At 65.7% G+C, this 21,681-nt stretch carries 16 protein-coding genes; 9 read left to right on the top strand and 7 right to left on the bottom strand.

All coding sequences use genetic code 11. From position 1 onward, the window contains the following. Nucleotides 1-47 precede the first annotated feature (47 nt). The 3 genes from AC16HO_RS09605 (at nucleotide 48) to AC16HO_RS09615 (ending at nucleotide 5,987) form a co-directional block, all read left to right on the top strand. Nucleotides 48-2,708, top strand: coding sequence for a TonB-dependent receptor (locus tag AC16HO_RS09605; RefSeq protein WP_395642322.1), 2,661 nt, complete (start codon nucleotides 48-50; stop codon nucleotides 2,706-2,708). A 192-nt stretch (nucleotides 2,709-2,900) separates the two neighbouring features. Further along, nucleotides 2,901-4,151, top strand: coding sequence for an MFS transporter (locus tag AC16HO_RS09610; protein ID WP_395642632.1), 1,251 nt, complete (start codon nucleotides 2,901-2,903; stop codon nucleotides 4,149-4,151). Between the two features lie 21 nt (nucleotides 4,152-4,172). Next, complete coding sequence (locus AC16HO_RS09615; protein WP_395642323.1) at nucleotides 4,173-5,987, top strand: putative 2OG-Fe(II) oxygenase; 1,815 nt, start codon at nucleotides 4,173-4,175, stop codon at nucleotides 5,985-5,987. 44 nt (nucleotides 5,988-6,031) lie between these two features. Here the strand turns inward: AC16HO_RS09615 and AC16HO_RS09620 are convergent, their stop codons facing one another. Continuing rightward, the gene (locus AC16HO_RS09620; protein WP_395642324.1) at nucleotides 6,032-6,706 is read right to left on the bottom strand and encodes a TIGR02466 family protein; all 675 of its coding nucleotides are present in this window, start codon (nucleotides 6,704-6,706) and stop codon (nucleotides 6,032-6,034) included. Between the two features lie 89 nt (nucleotides 6,707-6,795). On the opposite strand from AC16HO_RS09620, the gene AC16HO_RS09625 reads away from it, so the two are divergent. Further along, a complete protein-coding gene (locus AC16HO_RS09625; RefSeq protein WP_395642325.1) occupies nucleotides 6,796-9,060 on the top strand; it encodes a glycoside hydrolase family 65 protein in 2,265 nt (754 codons plus the stop codon). Between the two features lie 33 nt (nucleotides 9,061-9,093). Here the strand turns inward: AC16HO_RS09625 and AC16HO_RS09630 are convergent, their stop codons facing one another. Then, nucleotides 9,094-11,301: an alpha-galactosidase gene (locus AC16HO_RS09630; RefSeq protein ID WP_395642326.1), complete on the bottom strand. Its 2,208-nt coding sequence runs from the start codon at nucleotides 11,299-11,301 to the stop codon at nucleotides 9,094-9,096. A 118-nt stretch (nucleotides 11,302-11,419) separates the two neighbouring features. On the opposite strand from AC16HO_RS09630, the gene metG reads away from it, so the two are divergent. Genes metG through nth form a run of 4 tightly spaced genes read left to right on the top strand, consistent with a single transcriptional unit; the run spans nucleotide 11,420 to nucleotide 15,739 of the window. Beyond that, nucleotides 11,420-13,531 carry a methionine--tRNA ligase gene (gene metG, locus AC16HO_RS09635; protein ID WP_395642327.1) on the top strand — a complete coding sequence of 704 codons (2,112 nt, stop codon included), beginning with the start codon at nucleotides 11,420-11,422 and terminating at the stop codon, nucleotides 13,529-13,531. Continuing rightward, on the top strand, nucleotides 13,528-14,490 hold the full coding sequence (locus AC16HO_RS09640; RefSeq protein WP_395642328.1) for an MBL fold metallo-hydrolase: 963 nt from the start codon (nucleotides 13,528-13,530) through the stop codon (nucleotides 14,488-14,490). The genes metG and AC16HO_RS09640 overlap by 4 nt, the downstream gene beginning before the upstream one ends. Beyond that, the gene (locus tag AC16HO_RS09645) at nucleotides 14,487-15,098 is read left to right on the top strand and encodes an RnfABCDGE type electron transport complex subunit B (protein ID WP_395642329.1); all 612 of its coding nucleotides are present in this window, start codon (nucleotides 14,487-14,489) and stop codon (nucleotides 15,096-15,098) included. The genes AC16HO_RS09640 and AC16HO_RS09645 overlap by 4 nt, the downstream gene beginning before the upstream one ends. Next, entirely contained in the window at nucleotides 15,095-15,739 is a 645-nt protein-coding gene (nth, locus tag AC16HO_RS09650; protein ID WP_395642330.1) for an endonuclease III, read from the top strand. The genes AC16HO_RS09645 and nth overlap by 4 nt, the downstream gene beginning before the upstream one ends. Here nth and AC16HO_RS09655 read toward each other — a convergent pair. Next, nucleotides 15,732-16,322: a GNAT family N-acetyltransferase gene (locus tag AC16HO_RS09655; RefSeq protein ID WP_395642331.1), complete on the bottom strand. Its 591-nt coding sequence runs from the start codon at nucleotides 16,320-16,322 to the stop codon at nucleotides 15,732-15,734. The genes nth and AC16HO_RS09655 overlap by 8 nt on opposite strands. Nucleotides 16,323-16,435: 113 nt before the next feature. Beyond that, nucleotides 16,436-16,873: a hypothetical protein gene (locus AC16HO_RS09660; protein ID WP_395642332.1), complete on the bottom strand. Its 438-nt coding sequence runs from the start codon at nucleotides 16,871-16,873 to the stop codon at nucleotides 16,436-16,438. A gap of 177 nt (nucleotides 16,874-17,050) precedes the next feature. Here AC16HO_RS09660 and AC16HO_RS09665 point away from each other — a divergent pair, with 177 nt between their 5' ends. Then, nucleotides 17,051-18,571 carry a CoA-acylating methylmalonate-semialdehyde dehydrogenase gene (locus AC16HO_RS09665; RefSeq protein ID WP_395642333.1) on the top strand — a complete coding sequence of 507 codons (1,521 nt, stop codon included), beginning with the start codon at nucleotides 17,051-17,053 and terminating at the stop codon, nucleotides 18,569-18,571. Between the two features lie 48 nt (nucleotides 18,572-18,619). On the opposite strand, the gene nagA is transcribed toward AC16HO_RS09665, so the two are convergent. The 3 genes from nagA to AC16HO_RS09680 form a co-directional block, all read right to left on the bottom strand. Next, nucleotides 18,620-19,771, bottom strand: a complete 1,152-nt coding sequence (gene nagA / locus AC16HO_RS09670; protein ID WP_395642334.1) for an N-acetylglucosamine-6-phosphate deacetylase — start codon at nucleotides 19,769-19,771, stop codon at nucleotides 18,620-18,622. Beyond that, nucleotides 19,771-20,805 carry an SIS domain-containing protein gene (locus tag AC16HO_RS09675; protein ID WP_395642335.1) on the bottom strand — a complete coding sequence of 345 codons (1,035 nt, stop codon included), beginning with the start codon at nucleotides 20,803-20,805 and terminating at the stop codon, nucleotides 19,771-19,773. Before AC16HO_RS09675 ends, nagA begins: the two co-directional genes overlap by 1 nt. A gap of 71 nt (nucleotides 20,806-20,876) precedes the next feature. Beyond that, nucleotides 20,877-21,629, bottom strand: a complete 753-nt coding sequence (locus AC16HO_RS09680; protein WP_395642336.1) for a GntR family transcriptional regulator — start codon at nucleotides 21,627-21,629, stop codon at nucleotides 20,877-20,879. Nucleotides 21,630-21,681 lie beyond the last annotated feature (52 nt).

A 21,681-nucleotide genomic window follows, 5' to 3' on the forward strand; every position in this document is an offset into this window, starting at 1 on the left:
ATCGTCGACGACAACAACTACATGTACATACCTTGGAGGGAGAACCCATGAAACAGACAAGCACACGCCACCCTAAAACGCACCGCCCGAACACCCTCAGGCTCACCCTGACCACGGCCATTCTCGCCGCGCTCAGCCCCATGGTCGTGGCCGCCGACGCCGCACCCGCAGCAGCGGCGGCGGATCCACAGGCCGCGTCGCCCGACCAAGGCAAGAACGCCGCCAACGCCGCAGCCAAGGATACCCAGTCCCTCGAAGGTATCGTCGTCACCGGCACCGCGACGGCCGGCGGCGTGAAGAAGCTCGATGCGAGTTTCATCATCACCTCGGCCAATGCCGAGCAGATCAAGCAGGCCAACCCGAAGAGCACGGCCGACCTGCTCAAGATCTCGCCCGGAATCTGGCCGGAATCCTCGGGCGGCCAGACGGGCGCAAATATCGAAATCGCCGGCTTCCCGGGCGGCGGCGACGCGCCGTTCTTCACCATGATGGTGCAAGGCACGCCGCTGTACGGCATGTCCTCGCTGTCGTTCATGGATTCGAGTTCGCTCGTGCGTCTCGACGATACCGTGGACCGCGTGGAAATCATCCAGACAGGCCCCGGCGTGTTGTACGGCGCGGGCCAGATGGGCGCGACCGCAAACTTCATCCTCAAGCAGGGCACATCGGAACCTTCCGGCTCGATCGCCGTGACCTACGGCGACGAGGGCATGTACCGGGTCGACGGCTTCTTCGGCGGCAAGCTCGCCGAAGGCTGGTACGGCAGCATCGGCGGCTTCTGGCGCCAGTCCGACGGCGTGCGCAGCCCGCAATTCAAATCGGACGACGGCTACCAGTTGACCGGCACCCTGACCCACGACCTCGACAACGGCTCGATCATGCTGTGGGCACGCACCCTGCAGGACAAGAACCAGTTCATGGTGCCGACACCCCTGATCGAGGATGCACACGGAAACTTCTCGAAATACCCGGGCTTCGACGTACTGACCGACACCTACGGCAGCCGCGCCATCCAGAATGTGCAGCTGATCAATCCCGCCGGCGGCTACGAAAGCGCCAATCTCGCCAACGGCCGTGGCGCCAACATGAATTTCTTCGGCGGCAACTTCGACACCGAGTGGAACGGCTGGCAGATTTCCGACAAGTTCGTATGGAGCGGCGGCAATCTAAATACCAATGCGCTGTTCTCGGGGCCGAACCCCAAGCCACTGGGCGATTTCGTCTATGGCTGCAACTGGTCGGGGGCCGCGGCGTCGGGCTTCTGCGACAGCACCGGCTCGATTACCGACGGCAACACGTTCAATCTGCCGCTGAGCACCAACGTCAATACCAGCGGTTTCCCTCTAAGCCAAAGCATCATCACGCAGGGCTGGTGGTTCATCCAGAAGGACCTGCGCAACCTCAACAACGACTTCCGCGTCAGCAAGGAAATTTTCGATGGCAACACGCTGACCGCCGGCGTGTACCTCGCCCACTACACGGACGACGACAACTGGTCGCTCGGCAACCCGATGCTGATGACCAACACGCCGAACGCGCAACCGATTCCGCTGAGCTACCAGCAGGGCGGCAACACGTACTATCTGACCAACCCGCAGGGCATCTACTACAATTCCGGCCCCGGCTACAGCTACAACATCGTCGAGCACGGCACCGGCAACAACAAGGCGTTCTACCTGGCCGACTCCTGGCGCCTGTGGGATCGCTGGCTGCTGGATGTGGGTAGCCGCGTGGAAAACATCAGCGTCAACCAGCGCACTTGCAATCAGAAGAACGTCAATCTGGACGGCAATCAGTACACGCTGTACGACAATGCTGCGCAGATCTGCGACGGCACGTACACGACGCTGCACTACGACAAGACCCATCCGTCGTTCACCGCAGGCCTGAACTACGAGATCGCCGACAACATGTCCGCCTATCTGCGCGTGTCCAGCGGCGGCCACTTCAACGACTTCGACAATGGCATCCGCGGCTCGAACGGCGATTTCTCGCCGATGCAGAAGATCCGCAACTTCGAGTACGGCTTCAAGTACCAGTCCGACTGGGCCTACCTCGATATCGTCGGCTACCACCGCCAGTTCACCGGCCTGACCTACGGCGCCACCGACAACAACAACGTGCCGCTCGACTGCTCGGGCACGCCCACCGCGACCAGCGGCAAGGCGCAATGCACGGCGATCTACGGCGCGGACACCAAGGGCGTGAACTTCCACGGTGTGTTCACCCCGTTCGAGAACTTCAAGGTCGACACGCTCGTGGCGTACCAGGATGGCCACTACTCGCACCAGAACGGCTATGCCACGCTGACCGACATCAACAACAAGCCGTTCCAGGTCAGCTTCAACGGCCAGCCGCTGCAGCGTCAGCCGAAGCTGCGTTATTTCATCACGCCGAGCTACAAGTTCGTGATCAACGACGACTTCAACATCATGCCGTTCGTCACCTATACCCATGTCGGCCAGCGCTACCAGGATCAGACCGGGCAACAGCCGCTCGGCAAATACGACACCTGGGACTTCGGCATTGTCGCCAACTACGGCAAGAACTGGCAGTTCCGTCTGCAGGGCACCAACCTGACCAACGAGATCGGCCTGACCGAAGGCAATGCGCGCGTCGCCGGCGTTGCCAACGGCCCGGGCGGCATCCTGCTGGCGCGTTCGATCGAAGGCCGCGAGATCAACTTGCAGGCGAAGTACCAGTTCTGAGCAGTTAGCGTTTGTTCGTCCTCTCCGACGAGCGGTCCGGATTGATCCTCCAACGCAATCCGGACCGTCTTTTTTCGTCGTTGTGCGATCATCCTTGATCGCGCGCCCTGCGCCGACGATCATTCCCGCCCGCGCGACAACTTTCGATCGCCCCCACCAGCAAACCGCCGTCCCATGACGAACCGTTTCCGCATGATCCTCGCCCTCGCGTTGATCTACGTGATCTTCGCGATCCTGCTCAACAGTGTCGGCACGGTGATCCTGCAATCCATCGCGACGTTCGGCATCGGCAAACCGCAGGCGAGCAACCTCGAACTGTTCAAGGATCTGCCGATTGCGGTCACCTCGCTGCTCGTGGCCTCGTTTCTGCCGCTGCTTGGCTACAAGCGCGCGATGATGATCGCGCTCGCCATCGTCGGCGCTGCCTGCGTCGTCATGCGCCTGTATCCGACTTTCCATACCACCGAATTGCTGTTCCTGTGCGCCGGCGTCGGTTTCGCCCTGGCGAAAGTCTCGGTGTATTCGTCGATCGGCCTGCTCACGCGCGATCCCGCGGAACACTCGCGCCTGACCAACACGATCGAGGCGCAGTTCATGATCGGCGTGCTGATCTGCGGCTGGCTGTTCAGTGCGTTCATCGATGACGCGAACCCGGCCAATCCAGTGTGGTTCAACGTCTACTGGCTGTTGGCCGCAATCTGCGCGCTGGTCATCGTCCTGCTTGCCACCTCGACGTTGGACGAATCCGCCGCGCACAACGAACGCACGAACAGCATCAAGGGCTCGCTCGCCGAGATGCTGCGTCTGTTCCTGCGCCCGCTGGTCTACGTGTTCCTCATTTCGGCGTTCCTCTACGTGCTGATCGAGCAGAGCTTCGGCACCTGGCTGCCGACGTTCAACAACGAGATCCTCAAGCTGCCGCATGCGATGAGCATCCAGGTCGCGACCATCCTCGCCGGCACCACCGCGCTCGGCCGCCTCGCCGCCGGGCAGGTGCTGCGTCGCGTGCCGTGGTACACCTTGCTCAATGTCTGCGTCATCGGCATGGGCGTGCTCGTCGTGCTCGTGCTGCCCCTCGCGCGCGGCGTGGTCGAGCGGCCCGATGTCGGCTGGCTCAATGCGCCGATCGCGGCGTACCTGATTCCCCTGATCGGGCTGCTGATGGCACCGATCTACCCGGTGATCAACTCGGTCGCGTTGTCCTCGCTGCCCAAACCTTCGCATGCGGCGATGACCGGCCTCATCGTCATCTTCTCCGCGCTCGGCGGCACTCTCGGATCGCGCATCACCGCGATCGTGTTTTCCGCGTTCGACGGCATCCATGCGTTCTATTTTTCGCTGGTGCCGATGACCCTGGTGCTGATCGCTCTGTACTTCTTCAAGCGCGAAACCGACCGTGCCGGCGTAAACGGGCCGATCGCGGTAAGACTTGCCGCAAAATGATCCGGGCGTGATCATCGCCCGATGTCCGCAACCGCCCGCCCGCCCCCGGAAGCAGTCCGCACCATCGACGCGCTGCTGCGCGCGGGCGATTTCCGCGCTGCGCACGAGCAACTGGCCGTGCTCGTCGAAGCACAACCCGACTTCGTCGAAGCCCTGCGCCTGTACGCCGCGACCAAGCAGGCGTTGGGCGATGTCGACGGCGCGGAGCAGTGGCTACGCAAGGCACTCGGACTCGATCCGAACTGGACGCCGACCCTGGCTGCACTCGGCGAGCTCCTGCTGGCCGCGGCACGCGAAGCCGAAGCAGAGCCGTTGCTGCAACGCGCGGCCCGGCGCCTGCCGCGCGCCGCACTCGTGCTCGCACGCCACTACAACGCATCGCGGCGCGCGGGCGAGGCTTTTGCGCTGACCGCGCCGCTGTGCGCCGACGCGCAGGCCGACGCCGACCTCCTCGCCCAGTTCGTCGCCGCGGCGGCAGCGCTCGGCCGCCTCGACGAAGTCGTCGCGAACTATCGCCGCATCGCGCAGGCGCGGTCCGGCGATCCCGACGCGGGTCAGGCGCTGGCGATCGCGCTCGACGCCGCCGACCTGCCCGCGGAGGTCGCGCCGCTCGCCGCGCGCATGCTGGCTGGTGGCCATCGCAACGCCACGCTGTACCAGATTCAGGCGCGCAGCCTGATCGCGCTGGGTGAATTCGGCCCCGCCGAAACCGCGCTGCGCGATTGTTTGCGCATCGATCCGCAGCGCAGTGAGGCGCACGACCATCTCGCCCGCCTCGTCTGGATGCGCAGCGGCGAGGTGGCGCAGGCGACCGCCGCGCTCGACGAAGCATTGCGCCGCTTCCCCGGCGACGCAGCCTTGTGCGGCACGAAAGCAGCCATATTGCAGGGCGCAGGCGATGCGCGCGGCGCCTACGCCTGCCTTGCGCCACGCGCGATGCAGGCGCAGGCACCGCCAGCGTTGCTCGTGCGCTGCGGCCTGGCCGCGCTCGAGTTCGATCCAGCACTTGCCCTGCCGCTGGCCGAGCGCGCCCTGCGCGCCATGCCGGCCAGCACCCCGGCACGCAGCCTGCTCGCCGCCGCGTTGCTCGGCACCGGCGACGCCCGCGCCGCGCTGCCGCATTGCGAAGCATTGCGCGCCGCGGCGGCGGACGATCAATACTTCATCGCGCTGCAAACCGTGGCCTGGCGCCTGCTCGGCGATCCGCGCCATGCCGAGTATTGCGACTATGCACGATGGGTGCTGCCGCAACGCCTGACCGCACCTGCAGCGTGGCCCAACCTTGCCAGCTTCTTCGCCGATCTCGAACGCAGCCTTGCGCGCCTGCACAACCCGCACGGCCATCCGCTGCTGTTCCAGTCGCTGCGCCACGGCACCGAGACCACGGCCGATCTGTCACGCAGCGATGATCCTGCGATCCGCGCACTGTTCGCCACCTTCGATGCGCCGATCCGAAGTTACCTCGAACATATCCTTCACGGGCCCGAACCGCTGCGCCGGCGCAGCAGTGGCGGCTATCGCTTCAATGGCAGCTGGTCGGTACGCCTGCGCTCTGCGGGCTTCCACACGAACCATGTGCATCCGCGCGGCTGGATCTCGTCGGCCTGCTACATCGAACTGCCCGAGGTCGATGCCAACGCGGGCGAGCACGCGGGCTGCCTGACTTTCGGCCAGCCGAGCCTGATCACCACACCTGCGCTGCAGGCGGAGCATGTCGTACGTCCCGAGGTCGGCATGCTCGTGCTGTTCCCTTCGTATTTCTGGCACGGCACGGTGCCGTTCGCGAGCGCGAAGACACGACTCACCGTGGCCTTCGATGTCGTGCCGGAGCAATGATGCCCGCCGCGCGCACGCAGAAATCCTCCGGCAAGTCGGCAGTCTCAGCGCTCGCCTTCGAGCGCATTGAACGCGATCGCGATGCGCGGTTCGTCGGCGTCGTGCGGCTCGACGTAGTGCTCCATCCAGCAGGGAAACAGCACGAGCAGGCCGTCTTCGGGCGTCAGATGGATGTCGCTGTAGCCGTTCGCGACTGCACCCTTCACGTAGCCGTGCACCACGCCGGGACGCGGGTCGCGGAAAACGAACTTGCCCGAGCCGGGCGGCACCTTGAGATAGAAGCTGCCCGAAAGCAACGCGCCTTCGTGTACATGCAGAAAATTGAAGCCGCCGCGATCGTGCATATTGACCCACGCCTGCAGGCGGAAGGCACTTTCGCCCTGCCCCATCTCGCGCAGCGCCGCGGCGCAGCCGGTGCGGACCGCCTGCCGCAACGGCGCGAAGGTCGGGCGTTCGAGCAGGCTCATGTCCTCGCTGTTCCAACCCTGGCGATTCGTGCGGCCGGCCGGCCTGGGACTCGCCGCGCGCAGCGCCTGCACTTCATCGACCCACGCGGCCAGTTGCGTTGCCGCGAACGGCAGGCGCGCCTGCCAGATGCGCGTCACGAACAGATCGTAGGGCCGCAGCGCGGCAGGCGCCTGCGCTTCGCCCGAGCCGCCGAAAGCGGGTTGGGAAAAACCGCCGGGCATCTGCATCGTGAATTTGAAATTGCTCGCCATGCCCCGCTCCGCCGCGCCGTGAACAGGCGCCATATTGTGCGAGCGATGCACACCATCGCAAGCCTTTTGACCGACCTGCGACTCGAGGAATGGCCGTGAAGCCTCTGCATCTCATCGCGTTGCTCGTCTGCGCAAGCGACGCCGCCTTCGCCTCCGATGCGGGCTTCACGCTGACCGCCACTTCGAAGGATTTCGGCAGCTACTTTCCCGGCTACCTTGCCAACGGCTACGTTTCGACGCTGACCGGCCCGCGCGGCACCGAAGGCAATCTTGCGTACATGGTCGGCCTGATGGACTACGCGCAGGACGACATCTCGCGGCCTGCGGCGATCCCGGGCTGGACGCAGATCGACTATTCGACCGGTCGGTCCGCCGCCGGCCATTTCTGGATGAACCAGGTCGATCTCAAGCCGGCCAACTTCCAGGACTACAGCCAGACGCTCGACCTGCACACGGCGACGCTGACCACGAACTACCGCTACATCGACGCCGGCAAGGCCACGACGGTCAAGGTGACCACCTTCGCGAGCCAGGCCTCGCCTCATCTCGCCGCGACGCAACTCTCGCTCACCCCGGACTTCGACGGCGCCGTGGAGCTGTCATTCGTGCTCGACCTGTGGGCCGCGTATCAGCCGCGCCTGCCGCTGGCGAAGTTGAGTGGCGACGAAATGCAGGAAGCCGTTGCCGCACACCAGATGAAGCTCGTCGCGATTCCGCCGGCGACGCCGGACCGCGCGCCGCTCTGGTACCACGGCGACGTCCATGTCGGCCCCCACGACGGCGATGCGAAAGCGCTGGCCCTGTGGCTCGACGGCAAGGCCGAGCAAGGACTCGCGATGGCGCAGGCCGCGGCGATCGAGCTGCCCAAAGGCATGACGGCAATGAGCGCCCTTGTCTACAAGAGCCCGTACCGGCTTGCGCTGAACCTGTCGGTCAAAGTGGAAAAAGGCAAAACCTATACTTTCGTCAAGTATGTGGCAATGTCGCGCGAAGGCTGGGGCGGCGACGCGAAGTCCAACCTCGCGCTGGCCTCGGCCGCGCGCGCAGACGGCTTCGACAAGCTGCTCGCGGCACATCGCGCCGCATGGGCGAACCTGTGGAAGTCCGACATCGTCATCGACGGTGATAAGCAGGCACAGCGCGCGGTGCATGCGGACCTGTACTACCTGCTTTCGTCGTCGACCGCAAACACCGCCTGGGCGGTCGGCGCCTGCGCGCTGACGCCGGGCTACGCGGGCCACATCTTCTGGGATTCGGATTCGTGGGTGTTTCCGGCGCTGCTCCTGCTCCATCCGGAACGCGCCGGGTCGCTCGTCATGTTTCGCGCACGTACGCTCGCGGCCGCGCAGGCGCGCGCGCGCGCGGCCGGTTTTGCCGGCGCGAAGTATCCATGGGAGGCCGATCCGGAAAATGGCAGCGAGCAGACGCCGCGCTTTGCAGGCGTGCTCGGTGAGCGCGAAATCCATGTCAACGCCGATATCGCGATCGCGCAGTGGCAATACTGGCTCGTCACGCAGGACCGCGCGTGGCTGAAGCAGCACGGCTGGCCGGTGATCCGCGACATTGCCGAGTTCTGGACGAGCCGCGTGACCTGGAATGCCGGCAAGCAGCGTTACGACATCCTGCACGTCGCCTCGGTCGACGAGGACTACAACGACGTGCCGAACGACACTTACACCAACGTCGCGGCGGCGAAGGCGCTGCGCATCGCCGCGCAGGCCGCCGCCATCGTCGGCGAAAAAGCCGATCCGCGCTGGGCCGAGGTCGCGGCGAAACTGCATGTTCCGTTCGACACGGCCAAGCAGCATCATCTCAACTTCGACGAAAGCGTGCCGCACGATCGCGACACCTGGGGCGGCAGTTCGCTGCCGATGCTGTCGCTGCCCGCGCTCGACCTGCCGATGAGCCCGCAGGTGCGGCGCAACGACTACGACGAGGCGATCGGTCCTGTCCTCGCGTCGAGCCGCGATCCGAACAGCATGGGTCTTGCGCCGCTGTCCATCGCTGCGGGAACCGTCGGCGACGAAACGCATGCCATCGCGTGGCTGCAGAAGAATTTCACCGGCGGTGTGGTCAAGTCACCGTTCGACGTGCGCACGGAAACCGCGACGAACAATACCGGCTATTTCGTCACCGCTGCAGCCGGCTTTCTGCAGAACCTGATTTTCGGGTTTGCCGGGCTGCGGATCGAGGAATCCGGATTGAACGCGGCCTATCCGCCCATGCTGCCGCCGACGTGGCGATCGATGACACTGAAGAACGTCGCGTTCCGCGGCAAACGCTACGATATCCGCGTGGACCGGGGAGTGGACGGCAAGGCGCGATTGACGCGCACACCGATCATGACGCGCTGAAGTCCGTTGATTGGTCCGCGACGCGGATGGTCGTCACAATGCCTCGATCAACACCAGTTCCGAGGATTCCGGCAAAGCCAGCTTCAAGGTCACTCCACCCTGCATCAACTCGCGGCCGCTGCGCGTGATATCCGCCGAACTGCGATCGCGGAAACTCAATCGATAGTTGCGCCGAGCATTCAGGCCGCTCAGCGGAAAGGTATGGGTCCCCGCGCTCATGTCCTTGCCGTGGAACGCATACAGCACGCCTTTGCCGCGTTTCGCATCGAAGTACTCGATGCCGTCCCAGCCGTTGCCATCCGCGCGCGGACCGACGTGATACAGGTCGGCTTCGCGGATCAGCGGACGCAAAGTCGCTTTGTACAATTCGATCTCCTCTCGTGCCGCGTCGTGCCGTTCCTTGCTCCAGGTCGTCGTATCGAGCATCAGCGTGAACCAGCCCATCATCCCGCTGCGCAGCATGTAGCGGAAATTCTCGATGCGCTTCGCCGGCCACTCCTTCACATAGGTTTCGAGCATCGCCGGCGGCAGCACGTGGCTGGCATCGTAGAACGCCTGCCGATTCGAGACCGGATCGTAGGCATCGACGATCGAGAAATAGTCCGCGTGCGCGGCGCTGCCGAAGTCGACCATGCGCCCGCCGTCATTGCAGACTTCGAGCAGCAGGCCGGGATGATCCTGCCGCAACGCGTCGTGGATGTCGTAGTAGGCGCGTGCGGCGTGGTAGCTCACGTCGGTCGAATTCGGGGCGTCCATCCAGATGAAGCCATCATCCGTATATTTTTTCACCTGTTTCGGGTCGCAGGTCGCGTGCTCGTGGTCGACGCGATCGCAACCCTGGGCGACGACGTAGCCGTCGTGTTCGAGCATGTCGAGCTGGTAGTCGCGCACGAGGCGATCGACTTCCTTCGCCACCCAGGCCTTCGCCGCCGGCACGCCGATGTCGATGGTCAGGCCCTTGAATTCCTCGGGCTTCCAGCCCGGCGGCGGATCGGTCGTGAGCCAGTCGCGGATCGCCGGATCGGCGACGTCGAGCGCGCCCTTCTCTTTGCTGATTCCCGCCTGCGCCCAGTCCACCCACAGACCGAACTTCAGGCCGCGTGCGTGCGCGTAGTCGGCCACCGACGTGAGCCCGTGCGGAAATTTCTTCGCATCGGGATGCCAGTCGCCGACCGCACGGAACCAGCCCGCATCGAGGTGGAACATCTCGAAACCGAGTCCGGCCGCATCGTCGATCATGCGCCGCGCCTGCGCGTCGCTGATCGCCATCGCGCTGCCCCAGCTGTTGTTCGTCGTCCACGGATAGATCGGGTCGCGCTGCGTGCGCGAGTCGTTGATCGCCTCACGAATCCAGCGCTTGAGCACGTTGCCCGCATCGTCGATGCTGCCGCGCGTCGCACCAAGGAACACGGTCGGCGTGACGAACTCGCCGCCGGCCGCCAGCCGCGTACGAAACGGGCCGGGCTCGGGATTCAATCCGGCGCCTCCTTCGAGCATGTCGCCCCGACGTTTCAGCGTCATCGCAGTACGTCCGCTGAATTCAATGCCGAGATACCAGCCGTCGCCCGCCTCGCCTTTGGATCGCACGAGAAAGTAGGGGATTATTTCGCGCGCTTCGTCCTTGCGCGGATGCGCGAACGCGCTCGACTCGCCGCGCCAGTGGTAACCGTCCGCGACGTCGACGAGATGCGTGCCGACCGGTGGCGCTTCACCTGCACCCTTGTCGACCCAAAGCTGCTGCAGCGCCTGTACGTCGGTTTTCCAGCGGAACGTGAAACTGTCCTGCAGCGGGATCCAGACCTCGCGCCCGCCGCGATTCTCGATGTGGGTCGTGTGCTCGAGCGGACCGTGCGCCGCGCGTGCTTGCCACTCCCAGACGAGTTTCAGCTGCGAGCCGCGATCCACATAGACCAGCGACAAGGATTTTTCCTCGACGCGACTGGCCTCGCGATCGAGCTGCCAATGCAAGCGCACGGGCTTTCCGTCGATCGTCGCCGAATCGATCAATGCGGCTGCGCTGGCGCCTTCCAGCACTCGCCCGGCCGCCGGATGCAGCGCGCGCAGGCGCGGCGACGCGGCCCCGGCCTCGACGCTGATTTTCGCATCGCGATTGCCGAAACGAAATGTGTCCGTGCCGGTGGGCAAGGCCGCGATGGCCGGCGCGGCGAAGAGCAAAGCAATGCCTGCGGCGGCCAACGCGCGCGTGCAGCCCACCACCACAGTTTCGAGTCGTGCCGTCATCGTTGCTCCACGAACGCTTCGCGTCCGACCGTATCGCCACGGCGATTTGTACCACCCTCTGGGGATTGCAGGAACCGCCATGCGATAATCCGCGGCGATCTCTCCGGAAACGTCGTCCATGTCCTCGCGCGAAATCCTCGTCACCCACGCCCTGCCCTACGCGAACGGCCCGCTGCATATCGGCCATCTGCTCGGCTATCTGCAGTGCGACATCTGGGTGCGCGCGCGGCGCATGGCCGGCGACAAGGTCGTGTTCGTCAGCGCGGACGACGCGCACGGCACGCCGATCATGCTCGCTGCCGAGAAAGCCGGCCTCGCGCCCGAGCAGTTCATCCAGGGCATCCAGGCCTCGCACGAGCGCGACTTCGCCGACTTCGGCGTGGTCTACGACAACTACTACACCACGCATTCCGACGAGAACCGCGAACTCGCGGGCCTGATCTACACGCGCCTGCGCGATGCGCAGCACATCGAGAAGCGCGCGATCCGCCAGCTTTACGATCCGGTCAAGCAGATGTTCCTGCCCGACCGCTACATCAAGGGCACCTGCCCGAACTGCGGCACGCCCGACCAGTACGGCGACAATTGCGAGAATTGCGGCGCGACGTATGCGCCGACCGACCTGATCGACCCGCATTCGGTCGTCTCGGGGGCGACGCCGGAACTGCGCGACTCGGAGCACTACTTCTTCAAGGTCGGCGATTTCACCACGCTGCTGCGTGGCTGGCTCGCCGGCAAGCTGACCGGCAGCAAGCCGGTCGTGCATTCCTCGGTCGCGGCCAAGCTCAAGGAATGGCTCGACGCCGAAGGCGGCGTGCGCGACTGGGACATCTCGCGCGATGCGCCCTACTTCGGTTTCCCGATTCCCGGCGCGCCGGGCAAATTCTTCTACGTCTGGCTCGATGCCCCGGTCGGCTATCTCGCCAGCTTCAAGAATTGGTGTGCGAAGACCGGTGCCGATTTCGACGCCTGGCTCGCGCCGAACAGTGCGACCGAGATGCATCACTTCATTGGCAAGGACATCGTCAATTTCCATGGCCTGTTCTGGCCGGCGATGTTGCACGGCGCGAAGCTGCGCACGCCGACCGCGCTGCACGTCAACGGCTATCTCACCGTCAACGGCGCGAAGATGTCGAAGTCGCGCGGCACCTTCGTCATGGCACGCACGTACCTCGACGCGGGTCTCGATGCCGACCATCTGCGCTACTACTTCGCGACGATCCTCGGGCCGGCGCCGGTCGACGTCGATCTCGATCTCAAGGCGTTCGAGGAGCGCGTCAATTCGCATCTCGTCGGCAAGTGGGTGAACATCGCCAGCCGCACGGCGGCGTTCGTGCACAAGCATTTCGGCGGCAGACTGGCCGCGACGCTGCCGGCGGACGAAGCGGCGCGCTATGCCGACGCCGCACGCCGGCTCGCGCACTGTGCCGTGCTGTTCGATGCGGGCGAGTTCGCCGCAGCCACGCGCGACATCATGGCGGTGGCCGACGACGCCAACGCCTACGTCGCCGCGAACGCGCCGTGGAACCTGGCCAAGGACGAGTCGAAGTTCGAGCGCCTGCATGCGGTGTGCACGCTCGCGCTGAACTACTTCCGCCTGCTCAGCGTCCATCTCGCACCGATCGTGCCGGCCACCGCCGCGCGTGCACTGGCGCTGTTCCACGAGACGCCGACACGCTTCGACGCGGCAACCCAGCCCCTGCTCGGCATCGCCATCAACGAATTCTCCGTGCTCGCCGCGCGCATCGATGCGAAGAAGGTCGAGGCGATGATCGAGGCGTCGAAGGAGTCGCTGCAGTCCGGCGCCGCCGCAACCGCGGCGCAAGCAACGAAGAACTCGGTCAAGGCCGCGGCAGCGGCTGCACCCGCGGGCGGCAATCCCGCGGCGGCATCCGGCGGTTTCATCTCGATCGACGACTTCGCCAAGCTCGATCTGCGCATCGGCAAGGTCCACGCCTGCACCTTCGTCGACGGTTCGGACAAGCTGCTGCGCTTCGAGCTCGATGCCGGCGAACTCGGCAAGCGCCAGATCTTCTCGGGCATCCGCGCCGCCTACGCCGAGCCTTCGAACCTGGTCGGCCGCAACGTCGTCTTCATCGCCAACCTCGCGCCGCGCAAGATGCGCTTCGGCGTGTCCGAAGGCATGATCCTGTCCGCGGGCACGGGCGATGCGGACCTGTTCCTGCTCGATGCCGATCAGGGCGCGCGCCCGGGAGCGCAGGTGAAGTGAGCGCGCAAACGATCGATTTCGACCACGGCATCAGCGCGATCGACACCGGCTTCGTCCGCCCGCAGTTCGACGCCAGCCACTTGATCATCCACAACGGCCGCGCGGCGTTCATCGACGTCGGCAGCAACCATTCGATTGCGCGCTTGCTCGATGCGCTCCGCGTCAGGGGCCTCGGCGTCGACGCGGTCGACTGGGTAATCCTCACTCATGTGCATCTCGACCACGCCGGCGGCGCCGGCCTTGCGATGCAGTCGCTGCCGAACGCGAAGCTGGTCGTGCATCCGCGTGGCGCGCGCCACATGATCGACCCCTCCGCACTGATCGCCGGCGCAACGGCGGTCTACGGCGCCGAGGAAATCGCGCGCAGCTACGGCACGCTGGTGCCGGTGCCCGCCGCGCGCGTGGTCGAAGCACCCGAAGGCCATATCGTCGATCTCGCCGGGCGCGAACTGCGCTGCCTCGACACGCCGGGGCACGCGCGCCACCACATCAGCATCCGGGATGCGGCCAGCCATGCGTTCTTCACCGGCGACACGTTCGGTTTGTCGTACCGCGAGTTCGATACCGAGCAGGGCGCGTTCATCCTGCCGACCTCGACGCCGGTGCAGTTCGAGCCGGACGCGCTCAAGGCGTCGATCGCGCGCATGCTCGAACACGAGCCGCAGCAGATGTTCCTGACCCATTACAGCCGGGTCGGCGACGTGCCACGCCTCGCGCAGGATTTGCATACGCAGATCGATGCGATGGTCGCCATCGCGACGGCGCACGCGAGCGACGCCGACCGGCACGCGCGCATTGCCGGCGACCTCGCCGCGCTGTACACCTCGCGTGCGCAGGCGCACGGCTGCACGTTCGACGCCGCGCAGGTGCACGAACTGCTGGCCATGGATATCGAACTGAACACGCAGGGACTGGAAGTGTGGCTGGACAAGCAGCGCAAGCCGCAACCGCCGCCGTGACGTCAGAACTCGTCTCGCGCATCGACGCCCTGCTGCCGCAGACGCAGTGCACGCGCTGCGGCTACCCTGCCTGCCTGGCCTACGCCGAGGCGATTGCCGCGGGCGACGCCGACATCAACCAGTGCCCGCCCGGCGGCGCGCAAGGAATCCGCGACCTTGCCGCCCTGCTCGGGCGCGGCGAGAAGCCGCTCAATCCGGCGAACGGCATCGACAAGCCGGCCGAGATCGCGGTCATCGACGAGCAGGCCTGCATCGGCTGCACCAAGTGCATCCAGGTGTGCCCGGTCGATGCGATCGTCGGCGCGAACAAGCTGATGCACACCGTGCTGCGCGAAGAATGCAACGGCTGCGAGTTGTGCATTCCTGCCTGCCCCGTCGACTGCATCGTGATGGTCGTCGACGATGCGCAATCGGATGCCCCGCACAACGCGCGTGCCGATCACTATCGCCGACGCTACGATGCGCGCAATTCGCGGCTCGCGCGCGAGCGCGGCGAACACGAACATGCGATCGCCGCGCGCAAGGCCGAGGTGCATGCAGGTACGCGCAGCGCCGTGTTCGAAGCGATCGCGCGCGCCAGGGCGAAGAAGGAAATGCCCCATCCATGAATGCGGAAAAACGCGCGGAAATCTTCCGCCGCCTGCGCGAGGTCAACCCGAAACCGCGCAGCGAACTCGAATACGCGTCGCCGTTCCAGTTGCTGGTCTCGGTGATCCTGTCCGCACAGGCCACCGACGTCGGCGTCAACAAGGCCACGCGCAAGCTGTACCCCATCGCCGGCACCGCGCAGGCCATCCTCGCGCTCGGCGAGGAAAAGCTGCGCGGCTGCATTTCCACGATCGGCCTGTTCAACGCCAAGGCGAAGAACGTGATCGCGACCTGCGCCATCCTCGTCGAACGATACGCCGGCGAGGTGCCGCGCACGCGCGAAGAACTCCAAGCGCTGCCCGGCGTCGGCCGCAAGACCGCGAATGTCGTGCTCAATACCGCGTTCGGCCTGCCGACGATCGCGGTCGACACGCATATCTTCCGCGTCGCCAACCGCACCGGGCTCGCGCCGGGGAAAACCGTGCGCGCGGTCGAGGACAAGCTGGAAAAAGCCGTGCCCGAGGAATTCAAGCTCGACGCGCATCACTGGCTGATCCTGCACGGCCGCTATGTGTGCAAGGCGCGCAAGCCCGATTGCCCGCAATGCGTGATCCGCGGCTTGTGCGAGTACAAGCGCAAGACGGCGGCGGACATCAACTGAGCGGACGCAACCAGAACCGCAACCGATGCGGCGTCGCCGCGCTCGCGCCGATTTCCTGCCAGTGGATCGCGCAGAACATGTCGTCCTGGCGCGTGTAGCCGCGCTTGTTCCAGAACGCATCGTTCGCACGGAAACCGTCCGGCTTGCGCGGATCCTCGGGGCTGCGCTCGACCGCGCAGAACGCGGTGAGCGCGAAACGCCCCAGGCGCCGCGCATAGCCTTCGCGCTCATCGAAGAAACGATGACCGAGGCGGTAACCGCGGTATTCGTGCAGCAGCACCGATTCGCCGAAGTAGAACACGTCGCCGAGCGCGATGCCGCGGTCGAGGAACGGTTTCTGGAATGCCGCGGTTTCGTCGGCGAGCGGAATTCCGGTCGAAGCGCCGATCACCCGCGTGCCGTCGAGCGCCAGCACGAACAGGCTTTCAGCCGATTTGGCGTAGGTCGCCAGATACTGTTTCTCGTAGTCGCGATCGCCGGCGTAAAGGTAGGGCCAGTCGCGGAACACGGCGATGCGCAAGGCCGCCACGGCATCGAGCCAGGACGCGATCTGCGCGCCGTTGAATGTTTTGATTTCGATCATGCCGGCACGATACCGGTAACCGCTGCGAGAGCAAAGCTCGCGAAGCAACCGCTTGTTGTCTGCCGGGCGCGACCGGCCCGGCGGCCGCCGGGCCGGTCGACGTGATGACGATGCTACTTGAGAACGAGCTCGCGAATCAGCTTGCTGCCGAGGATTTCACGCATCGAACTGCGATCGGCGAACCCCTGGTTCTGCTTGTCGCGGCCACCCTGGAATTTCTCGAGGATCGGGTCGGTGCGTTCGTCGAGATTGTCGAGCGCCGCCATGTTGGCGTAGGTGACAGTAAGGAGCAGATCGGCATCGTGAGGATCGCGTGCATCCTGCCCGTACACGTTGAAACTGACGATGACCTTGGCTTTCATCAATGCTTCGTTGAGCGGTTTGTAGTTGGCGTCCAGCCATTTCATGTAGTTGTCGAACTGTCCGGGCTTGACCTTGACGTAGGTAACCTGCGTTACCGGGCCTTCCTTGTAGGCACGGGCGTCGTCGGCCAATGCTTGTGCGCTGAACAAGCAGGCGCACGCTGCCGCTAGCAACAAACTTGCTTTCATGACGAATCCCCAAAAAATGCCGTCGCGTTGCGCGAACGGTGCGCGACACGCTACGCCGGCACTGCGGGGGTGTCAAAGAATGCAAAGTTCGCGCCGGAGCGGCCGCGGAAATCGGCGACAGCCACGGATAAGTTGTAGGATTGGAGACGCCATTTTCGGACATCCACGAAGCGCCCCATGAACCGCCAATCCCCCGAGCTTTCCGTTCGCCAGATCGCCCATCACATCGACGGCCGCGAGGTCGCGGGTGCCAGCGGTCGCCACGCCCCCGTGTTCGACCCCGCGCGGGGCAGCATCGCCGCCCAAGTCGCGCTCGCGAACACGGAAGAAGTCGGCACCGCGGTCGCCGCGGCGCGGCGCGCATTCCCCGCCTGGAGCGAAACCGCGCCGCTCAAGCGCGCGCGCATCCTGTTCGCGTTCAAGGCGCTGCTCGACGCGCATGCCGACGAGTTCGCCGGGTTGATCACGCGCGAACACGGCAAGGTGTTTTCCGATGCGAAGGGCGAGGTCACGCGCGGCATCGAAGTCGTCGAGTTCGCCTGCGCCGCGCCGCATCTGCTCAAGGGCCAGTTCACCGACCAGATCGGCGGCGGCATCGACAATTACAGCCTGCGCCAGCCGCTCGGCGTCGTCGCCGGGATCACGCCGTTCAACTTTCCGTTCATGGTGCCGATGTGGATGATTCCGATCGCGCTGGCCTGCGGCAACACGTTCGTGCTGAAACCGTCGGAGCGAGATCCCTCACCGTCACTGCTGGTCGCGAAATTGCTCAAGCAGGCCGGCCTGCCCGACGGCGTGTTCAACGTCGTGCACGGCGACAAGGCCGCGGTCGATGCGTTGATTGAACACGCGGATGTGGCTGCGCTGTCCTTCGTCGGCTCGACGCCGATCGCCGAATACATCTACACGCAAGGCACCGCGCGCGGCAAGCGCGTGCAGGCACTCGGCGGAGCGAAGAACCATCTCATCGTGATGCCGGACGCTGACCTTGATCAGGCGGTCGACGCGCTGATCGGCGCCGCCTACGGCTCGGCCGGCGAACGTTGCATGGCGATCTCGGTCGCGGTCGCGGTCGGCGACGTGGCAGACAAGCTCATCGAGCGGCTCGTGCCGCGCATCAACGCGCTGAAGATCGGCAGCGGCCTCGATGCCGGCGTCGAGATGGGCCCGCTGGTCACGGCGACACATCGCGAGAAAGTCGTCGGTTATATCGAGGCTGGAGTCGCCGAAGGCGCGAAGCTCGTCGTCGACGGCCGCGGCCATGTCGTCGCCGGACACGAAAGCGGGTTCTTCCTCGGCGGTACGCTGTTCGACCACGTCCAGCCCGGCATGAAGATCCATCGCGAGGAAATTTTCGGCCCGGTGCTCGGCATCGTGCGCGTGCCGGATTTCGCCAGCGCGGTCGAGCTGATCAACGCGCACGAATTCGGCAACGGCGTGTCTTGCTACACCTCGGACGGCGGCGTGGCGCGCGCGTTCGCGCGCCAGATCCAGTGCGGCATGGTCGGCATCAACGTGCCGATTCCCGTGCCGATGGCCTGGCATTCGTTCGGCGGCTGGAAGCGTTCGCTGTTCGGCGACGCGCACATCTACGGCGAGGAAGGCGTGCGCTTCTACACGCGCTACAAGAGCGTGATGCAGCGCTGGCCCGACTCGATCGCCAAGGGCGCGCAGTTCACCATGCCGGTCGCGCACTAGGCGCCACGGGCGTGGTCGCCGCGCCCGGCGCATGCCGGGGCGATTGCGTCACTGGTGTTCTTCGAGATCGCCGCCGATCCAGGTTGCAACAACCTGCGCCCGATCGCCGAGCGCGACCAGATCCGCCGCATAGCCCGGCGCGATGCGCCCGTGCGTGGCGCCGAGGCCGATGAATTCCGCGGGGTACGTCGACGCCATGCGCAGCGCCTCGTCCAGCGGCACATCGAGCCAGGCGACGGTGTTGCGTACCGCCTGCGCCATGTCGAGCACGGAGCCGGCCAGCGTGCCGTCGGGCACGGTGAGCAAGCCGTCGCGCGCGGTCGCGATCTGACCGTTGATGCGGAACGAGGGATTGTCCGAGCCGACCGGCGACATCGCATCGGTGACGAGGACGATCTTGCCGCGCGGCTTCGCCGCCAGCGCGACGCGCAGTGAAGCCGCATGCACGTGGTGGCCGTCGACGATCACGCCGCACCAGCTCGCGGCATCGTCGAGCGCAGCACCGACGACGCCAGGCTCGCGTCCGCTGAGCGGCGTCATCGCGTTGTAGAGATGGGTGAAGCCACGCACGCCAAGATCGAGCGCGGCGCGCGTCTGCTCGTAGCTTGCCGCCGTGTGGCCGGCGGCGACGACGACGCCGCGCGCGACGAAGGCACGGATCGTCTCGGCCGGAACGCGGTCCGGCGCCAGCGTCAGCAAGGTTCTGCCGTGACGCAGCGAGGCCGCCATCGCGATCTCGTCCGCAGCGGGCACGCGGAACTTGCCCGGATCGTGCACGCCCTTGCGCGCCGGCGCCAGATACGGGCCTTCGAGATGGATGCCGAGCACGCCCGGCACGCGTTGTTCGATCGCGGCATCGACCGCGGCGATTGCGCGCCGCATGACTTCGGCATCGTCGCTGATCAGGGTCGGCAACATGCCGGTCGTGCCATAGCGGCGATGCGCCTGCGCGATGCGACGTACCGCCTCGACGCTGGTGTCGTCGTTGAACAGCACGCCGCCACCGCCATTGACCTGGGTGTCGATGAAGCCCGGAGCGAGGCTTGCGCCTTGCAGGTCGTGCACGCGTTGCGCACGCGCGCGCACGCGCGCCTCCTCGGCGACGTCGGCGATGCGCCCGTCTTCGAGCAACACGGCCAACCCTTCGCGGAAACCTTCCTCGACGAGCACCCTGGCGTTGACCAGTGCAGTTGTGGCCATCAGACGGTCCTCGTGACTTTGTTCAAGTGCGGCGGCATGTCGGGATTGTGCCCGCGCGCAATCGAAAGCGCATTCGCCGCCTTGTAGAAGCCCTGCACCGCAATCAGCGGCGCGCAGACCGGATGCGGCGCGGCCGCGACCGGCAAGCGCTGCGGCTGCGCAGCGTCGGGCGAGGTCAGCCACACCTTCGCGCCGCGCGCGGCGAACTCGTCGGCCACCTCGCGCGTGCCGGCGAAGGACTCGTCCTGCTGGGTCAGGAACAACACCGGGAAATCGCGACCGACCAGCGCCATCGGCCCGTGCTTGACCTCGGCCGAACTGAACGCCTCGGCATGCAGACCGCAGGTTTCCTTGAGCTTGAGCGCGGCTTCCTGTGCCGCGCCCAGACCGAGGCCGCGGCCGACGACGAACAGATTGTTCGCCCCGGCCAGCCCGTCGACCAGCGGCGACCAATCCATCGCCCAGGTCGCGCGCATCGCCGCGGGCGTCGCCTGCAATGCCGCGAACAACGCCTCATCGCCGTTCCAGCGCGCGGCGACGTGCACGAGCGCGGACAACGCGCAAAGATAGCTTTTGGTCGCAGCGACGCTGAGTTCCGGCCCCGCGCGCAACGGCACCACCGTGTCGGCCACCTTGGCCAGCGGCGAATCCTCGATGTTGACGAGTGCGACCACATGCGCACCGGCCTCGCGCGCACCGCTCGCCGCACGCACGAGATCGGGGCTGCCGCCTGACTGCGAGATCGCGATGTAAAGCGCGCCGGCCAATTGCTGCCGTGCCTGATAGATCGAGCTGATCGACGGCGAGGCCGACGCGGTCATCAGGCCGATCTGCGTTTCGAACACGTATTTGCCGAACGTGGCCGCGTGATCCGAGCTGCCGCGCGCGCAGGTGACGATGAATCGTGGCGGCGCGGCCCTCAGTCTTTCCACCAGCGCGGCGACGATGGCGTCGTTGGCGGCGAGTTGGCGCCGGATCGCGTCGGCGGCCTCGCCGGCTTCGTGGTGCATCTTGGTCTGATTTGGCTTCAGCATGTGCTTGACATCGTTGTCATCCAAGTCCGGCATGGTAGCGGGAATTCGTTGCGGGGGAAATCGGAAGCTGCCTATCCGCCATGCAGTTCGGCGACGAAGTCGTAGGCGTCGCCGCGGTACAGCGAAGTGGTGAACTCGACCACGCGGCCATCGTCCAGAAAGGCGCGGCGCTCGATCGCCAATGCCGGACTGCCGGTGTCGCATTCGAGCAGTTCCGCATCGTCCGCACCGAGCGCGATGGCACGCAGGCGCTGCAGCGCACGCGTCGGCCGGCAGCCGATCTGTCCAAGCGCATCGTAAAGCGAAAGCTTGATCGCATTCGGATCGGCGATGACCGCGGCCGGCACGACCGTGGCTTCGACCGCGAGCGGCTTGTCGTCGGCAAAGCGCAGGCGACGCAGGCGGATCACGTCGGCGCCCGGCGACAGGTTCAGCGCCATCGCCTCCTCGGGCGTGACTTCACCGACGCCGCGTTCGAGAAACTTCACCCGCGGCTTGAGGCCGCGCGCGCGCAAATCGTCGGTGAATCCGGTCAGGCGCGAGAACGACTTGACGATGCGCTCGGCGACGAACGTGCCCGCACCGTGACGCTGGGTCAGCAGGCCGTCCTCGACGAGCCCACCGATCGCCTTGCGCACGGTGACGCGCGACAATGCGAGCTTCTTCGCCAGGTCGCGTTCACTGGGCAGCGCATGCCCGGGCGGAAATGCGCCGAACTCGATCGCATTCTGGATCGCGCGGCGCAGGCGCAGATAGGCGAGCGAGCGTCGCGCCTCACCGCCGCGGTCGAGCTTGCGATATTCACCGTACAGGGTCGGTTGCATGCCATCATCATACCAATGAAATACCACTTTTGCCACTCAGCCCGATGCATGT

This window comes from Rudaea sp. (assembly GCF_057139185.1).

What these genes read in the sequence shown, in the direction of transcription:
- nth (WP_395642330.1), top strand. Translation starts at nt 15,095, where the DNA reads ATGAATGCGGAAAAACGCGCGGAAATCTTCCGCCGCCTGCGCGAGGTC.
- AC16HO_RS09675 (WP_395642335.1), bottom strand. Translation starts at nt 20,805, where the DNA reads ATGCTGAAGCCAAATCAGACCAAGATGCACCACGAAGCCGGCGAGGCC.
- AC16HO_RS09680 (WP_395642336.1), bottom strand. Translation starts at nt 21,629, where the DNA reads ATGCAACCGACCCTGTACGGTGAATATCGCAAGCTCGACCGCGGCGGT.
- AC16HO_RS09625 (WP_395642325.1), top strand. Translation starts at nt 6,796, where the DNA reads ATGGCCGTGAAGCCTCTGCATCTCATCGCGTTGCTCGTCTGCGCAAGC.
- AC16HO_RS09630 (WP_395642326.1), bottom strand. Translation starts at nt 11,301, where the DNA reads ATGACGGCACGACTCGAAACTGTGGTGGTGGGCTGCACGCGCGCGTTG.
- AC16HO_RS09610 (WP_395642632.1), top strand. Translation starts at nt 2,901, where the DNA reads ATGATCCTCGCCCTCGCGTTGATCTACGTGATCTTCGCGATCCTGCTC.
- AC16HO_RS09615 (WP_395642323.1), top strand. Translation starts at nt 4,173, where the DNA reads ATGTCCGCAACCGCCCGCCCGCCCCCGGAAGCAGTCCGCACCATCGAC.
- metG (WP_395642327.1), top strand. Translation starts at nt 11,420, where the DNA reads ATGTCCTCGCGCGAAATCCTCGTCACCCACGCCCTGCCCTACGCGAAC.
- AC16HO_RS09620 (WP_395642324.1), bottom strand. Translation starts at nt 6,706, where the DNA reads ATGGCGAGCAATTTCAAATTCACGATGCAGATGCCCGGCGGTTTTTCC.
- AC16HO_RS09665 (WP_395642333.1), top strand. Translation starts at nt 17,051, where the DNA reads ATGAACCGCCAATCCCCCGAGCTTTCCGTTCGCCAGATCGCCCATCAC.
- AC16HO_RS09660 (WP_395642332.1), bottom strand. Translation starts at nt 16,873, where the DNA reads ATGAAAGCAAGTTTGTTGCTAGCGGCAGCGTGCGCCTGCTTGTTCAGC.
- nagA (WP_395642334.1), bottom strand. Translation starts at nt 19,771, where the DNA reads ATGGCCACAACTGCACTGGTCAACGCCAGGGTGCTCGTCGAGGAAGGT.
- AC16HO_RS09605 (WP_395642322.1), top strand. Translation starts at nt 48, where the DNA reads ATGAAACAGACAAGCACACGCCACCCTAAAACGCACCGCCCGAACACC.
- AC16HO_RS09655 (WP_395642331.1), bottom strand. Translation starts at nt 16,322, where the DNA reads ATGATCGAAATCAAAACATTCAACGGCGCGCAGATCGCGTCCTGGCTC.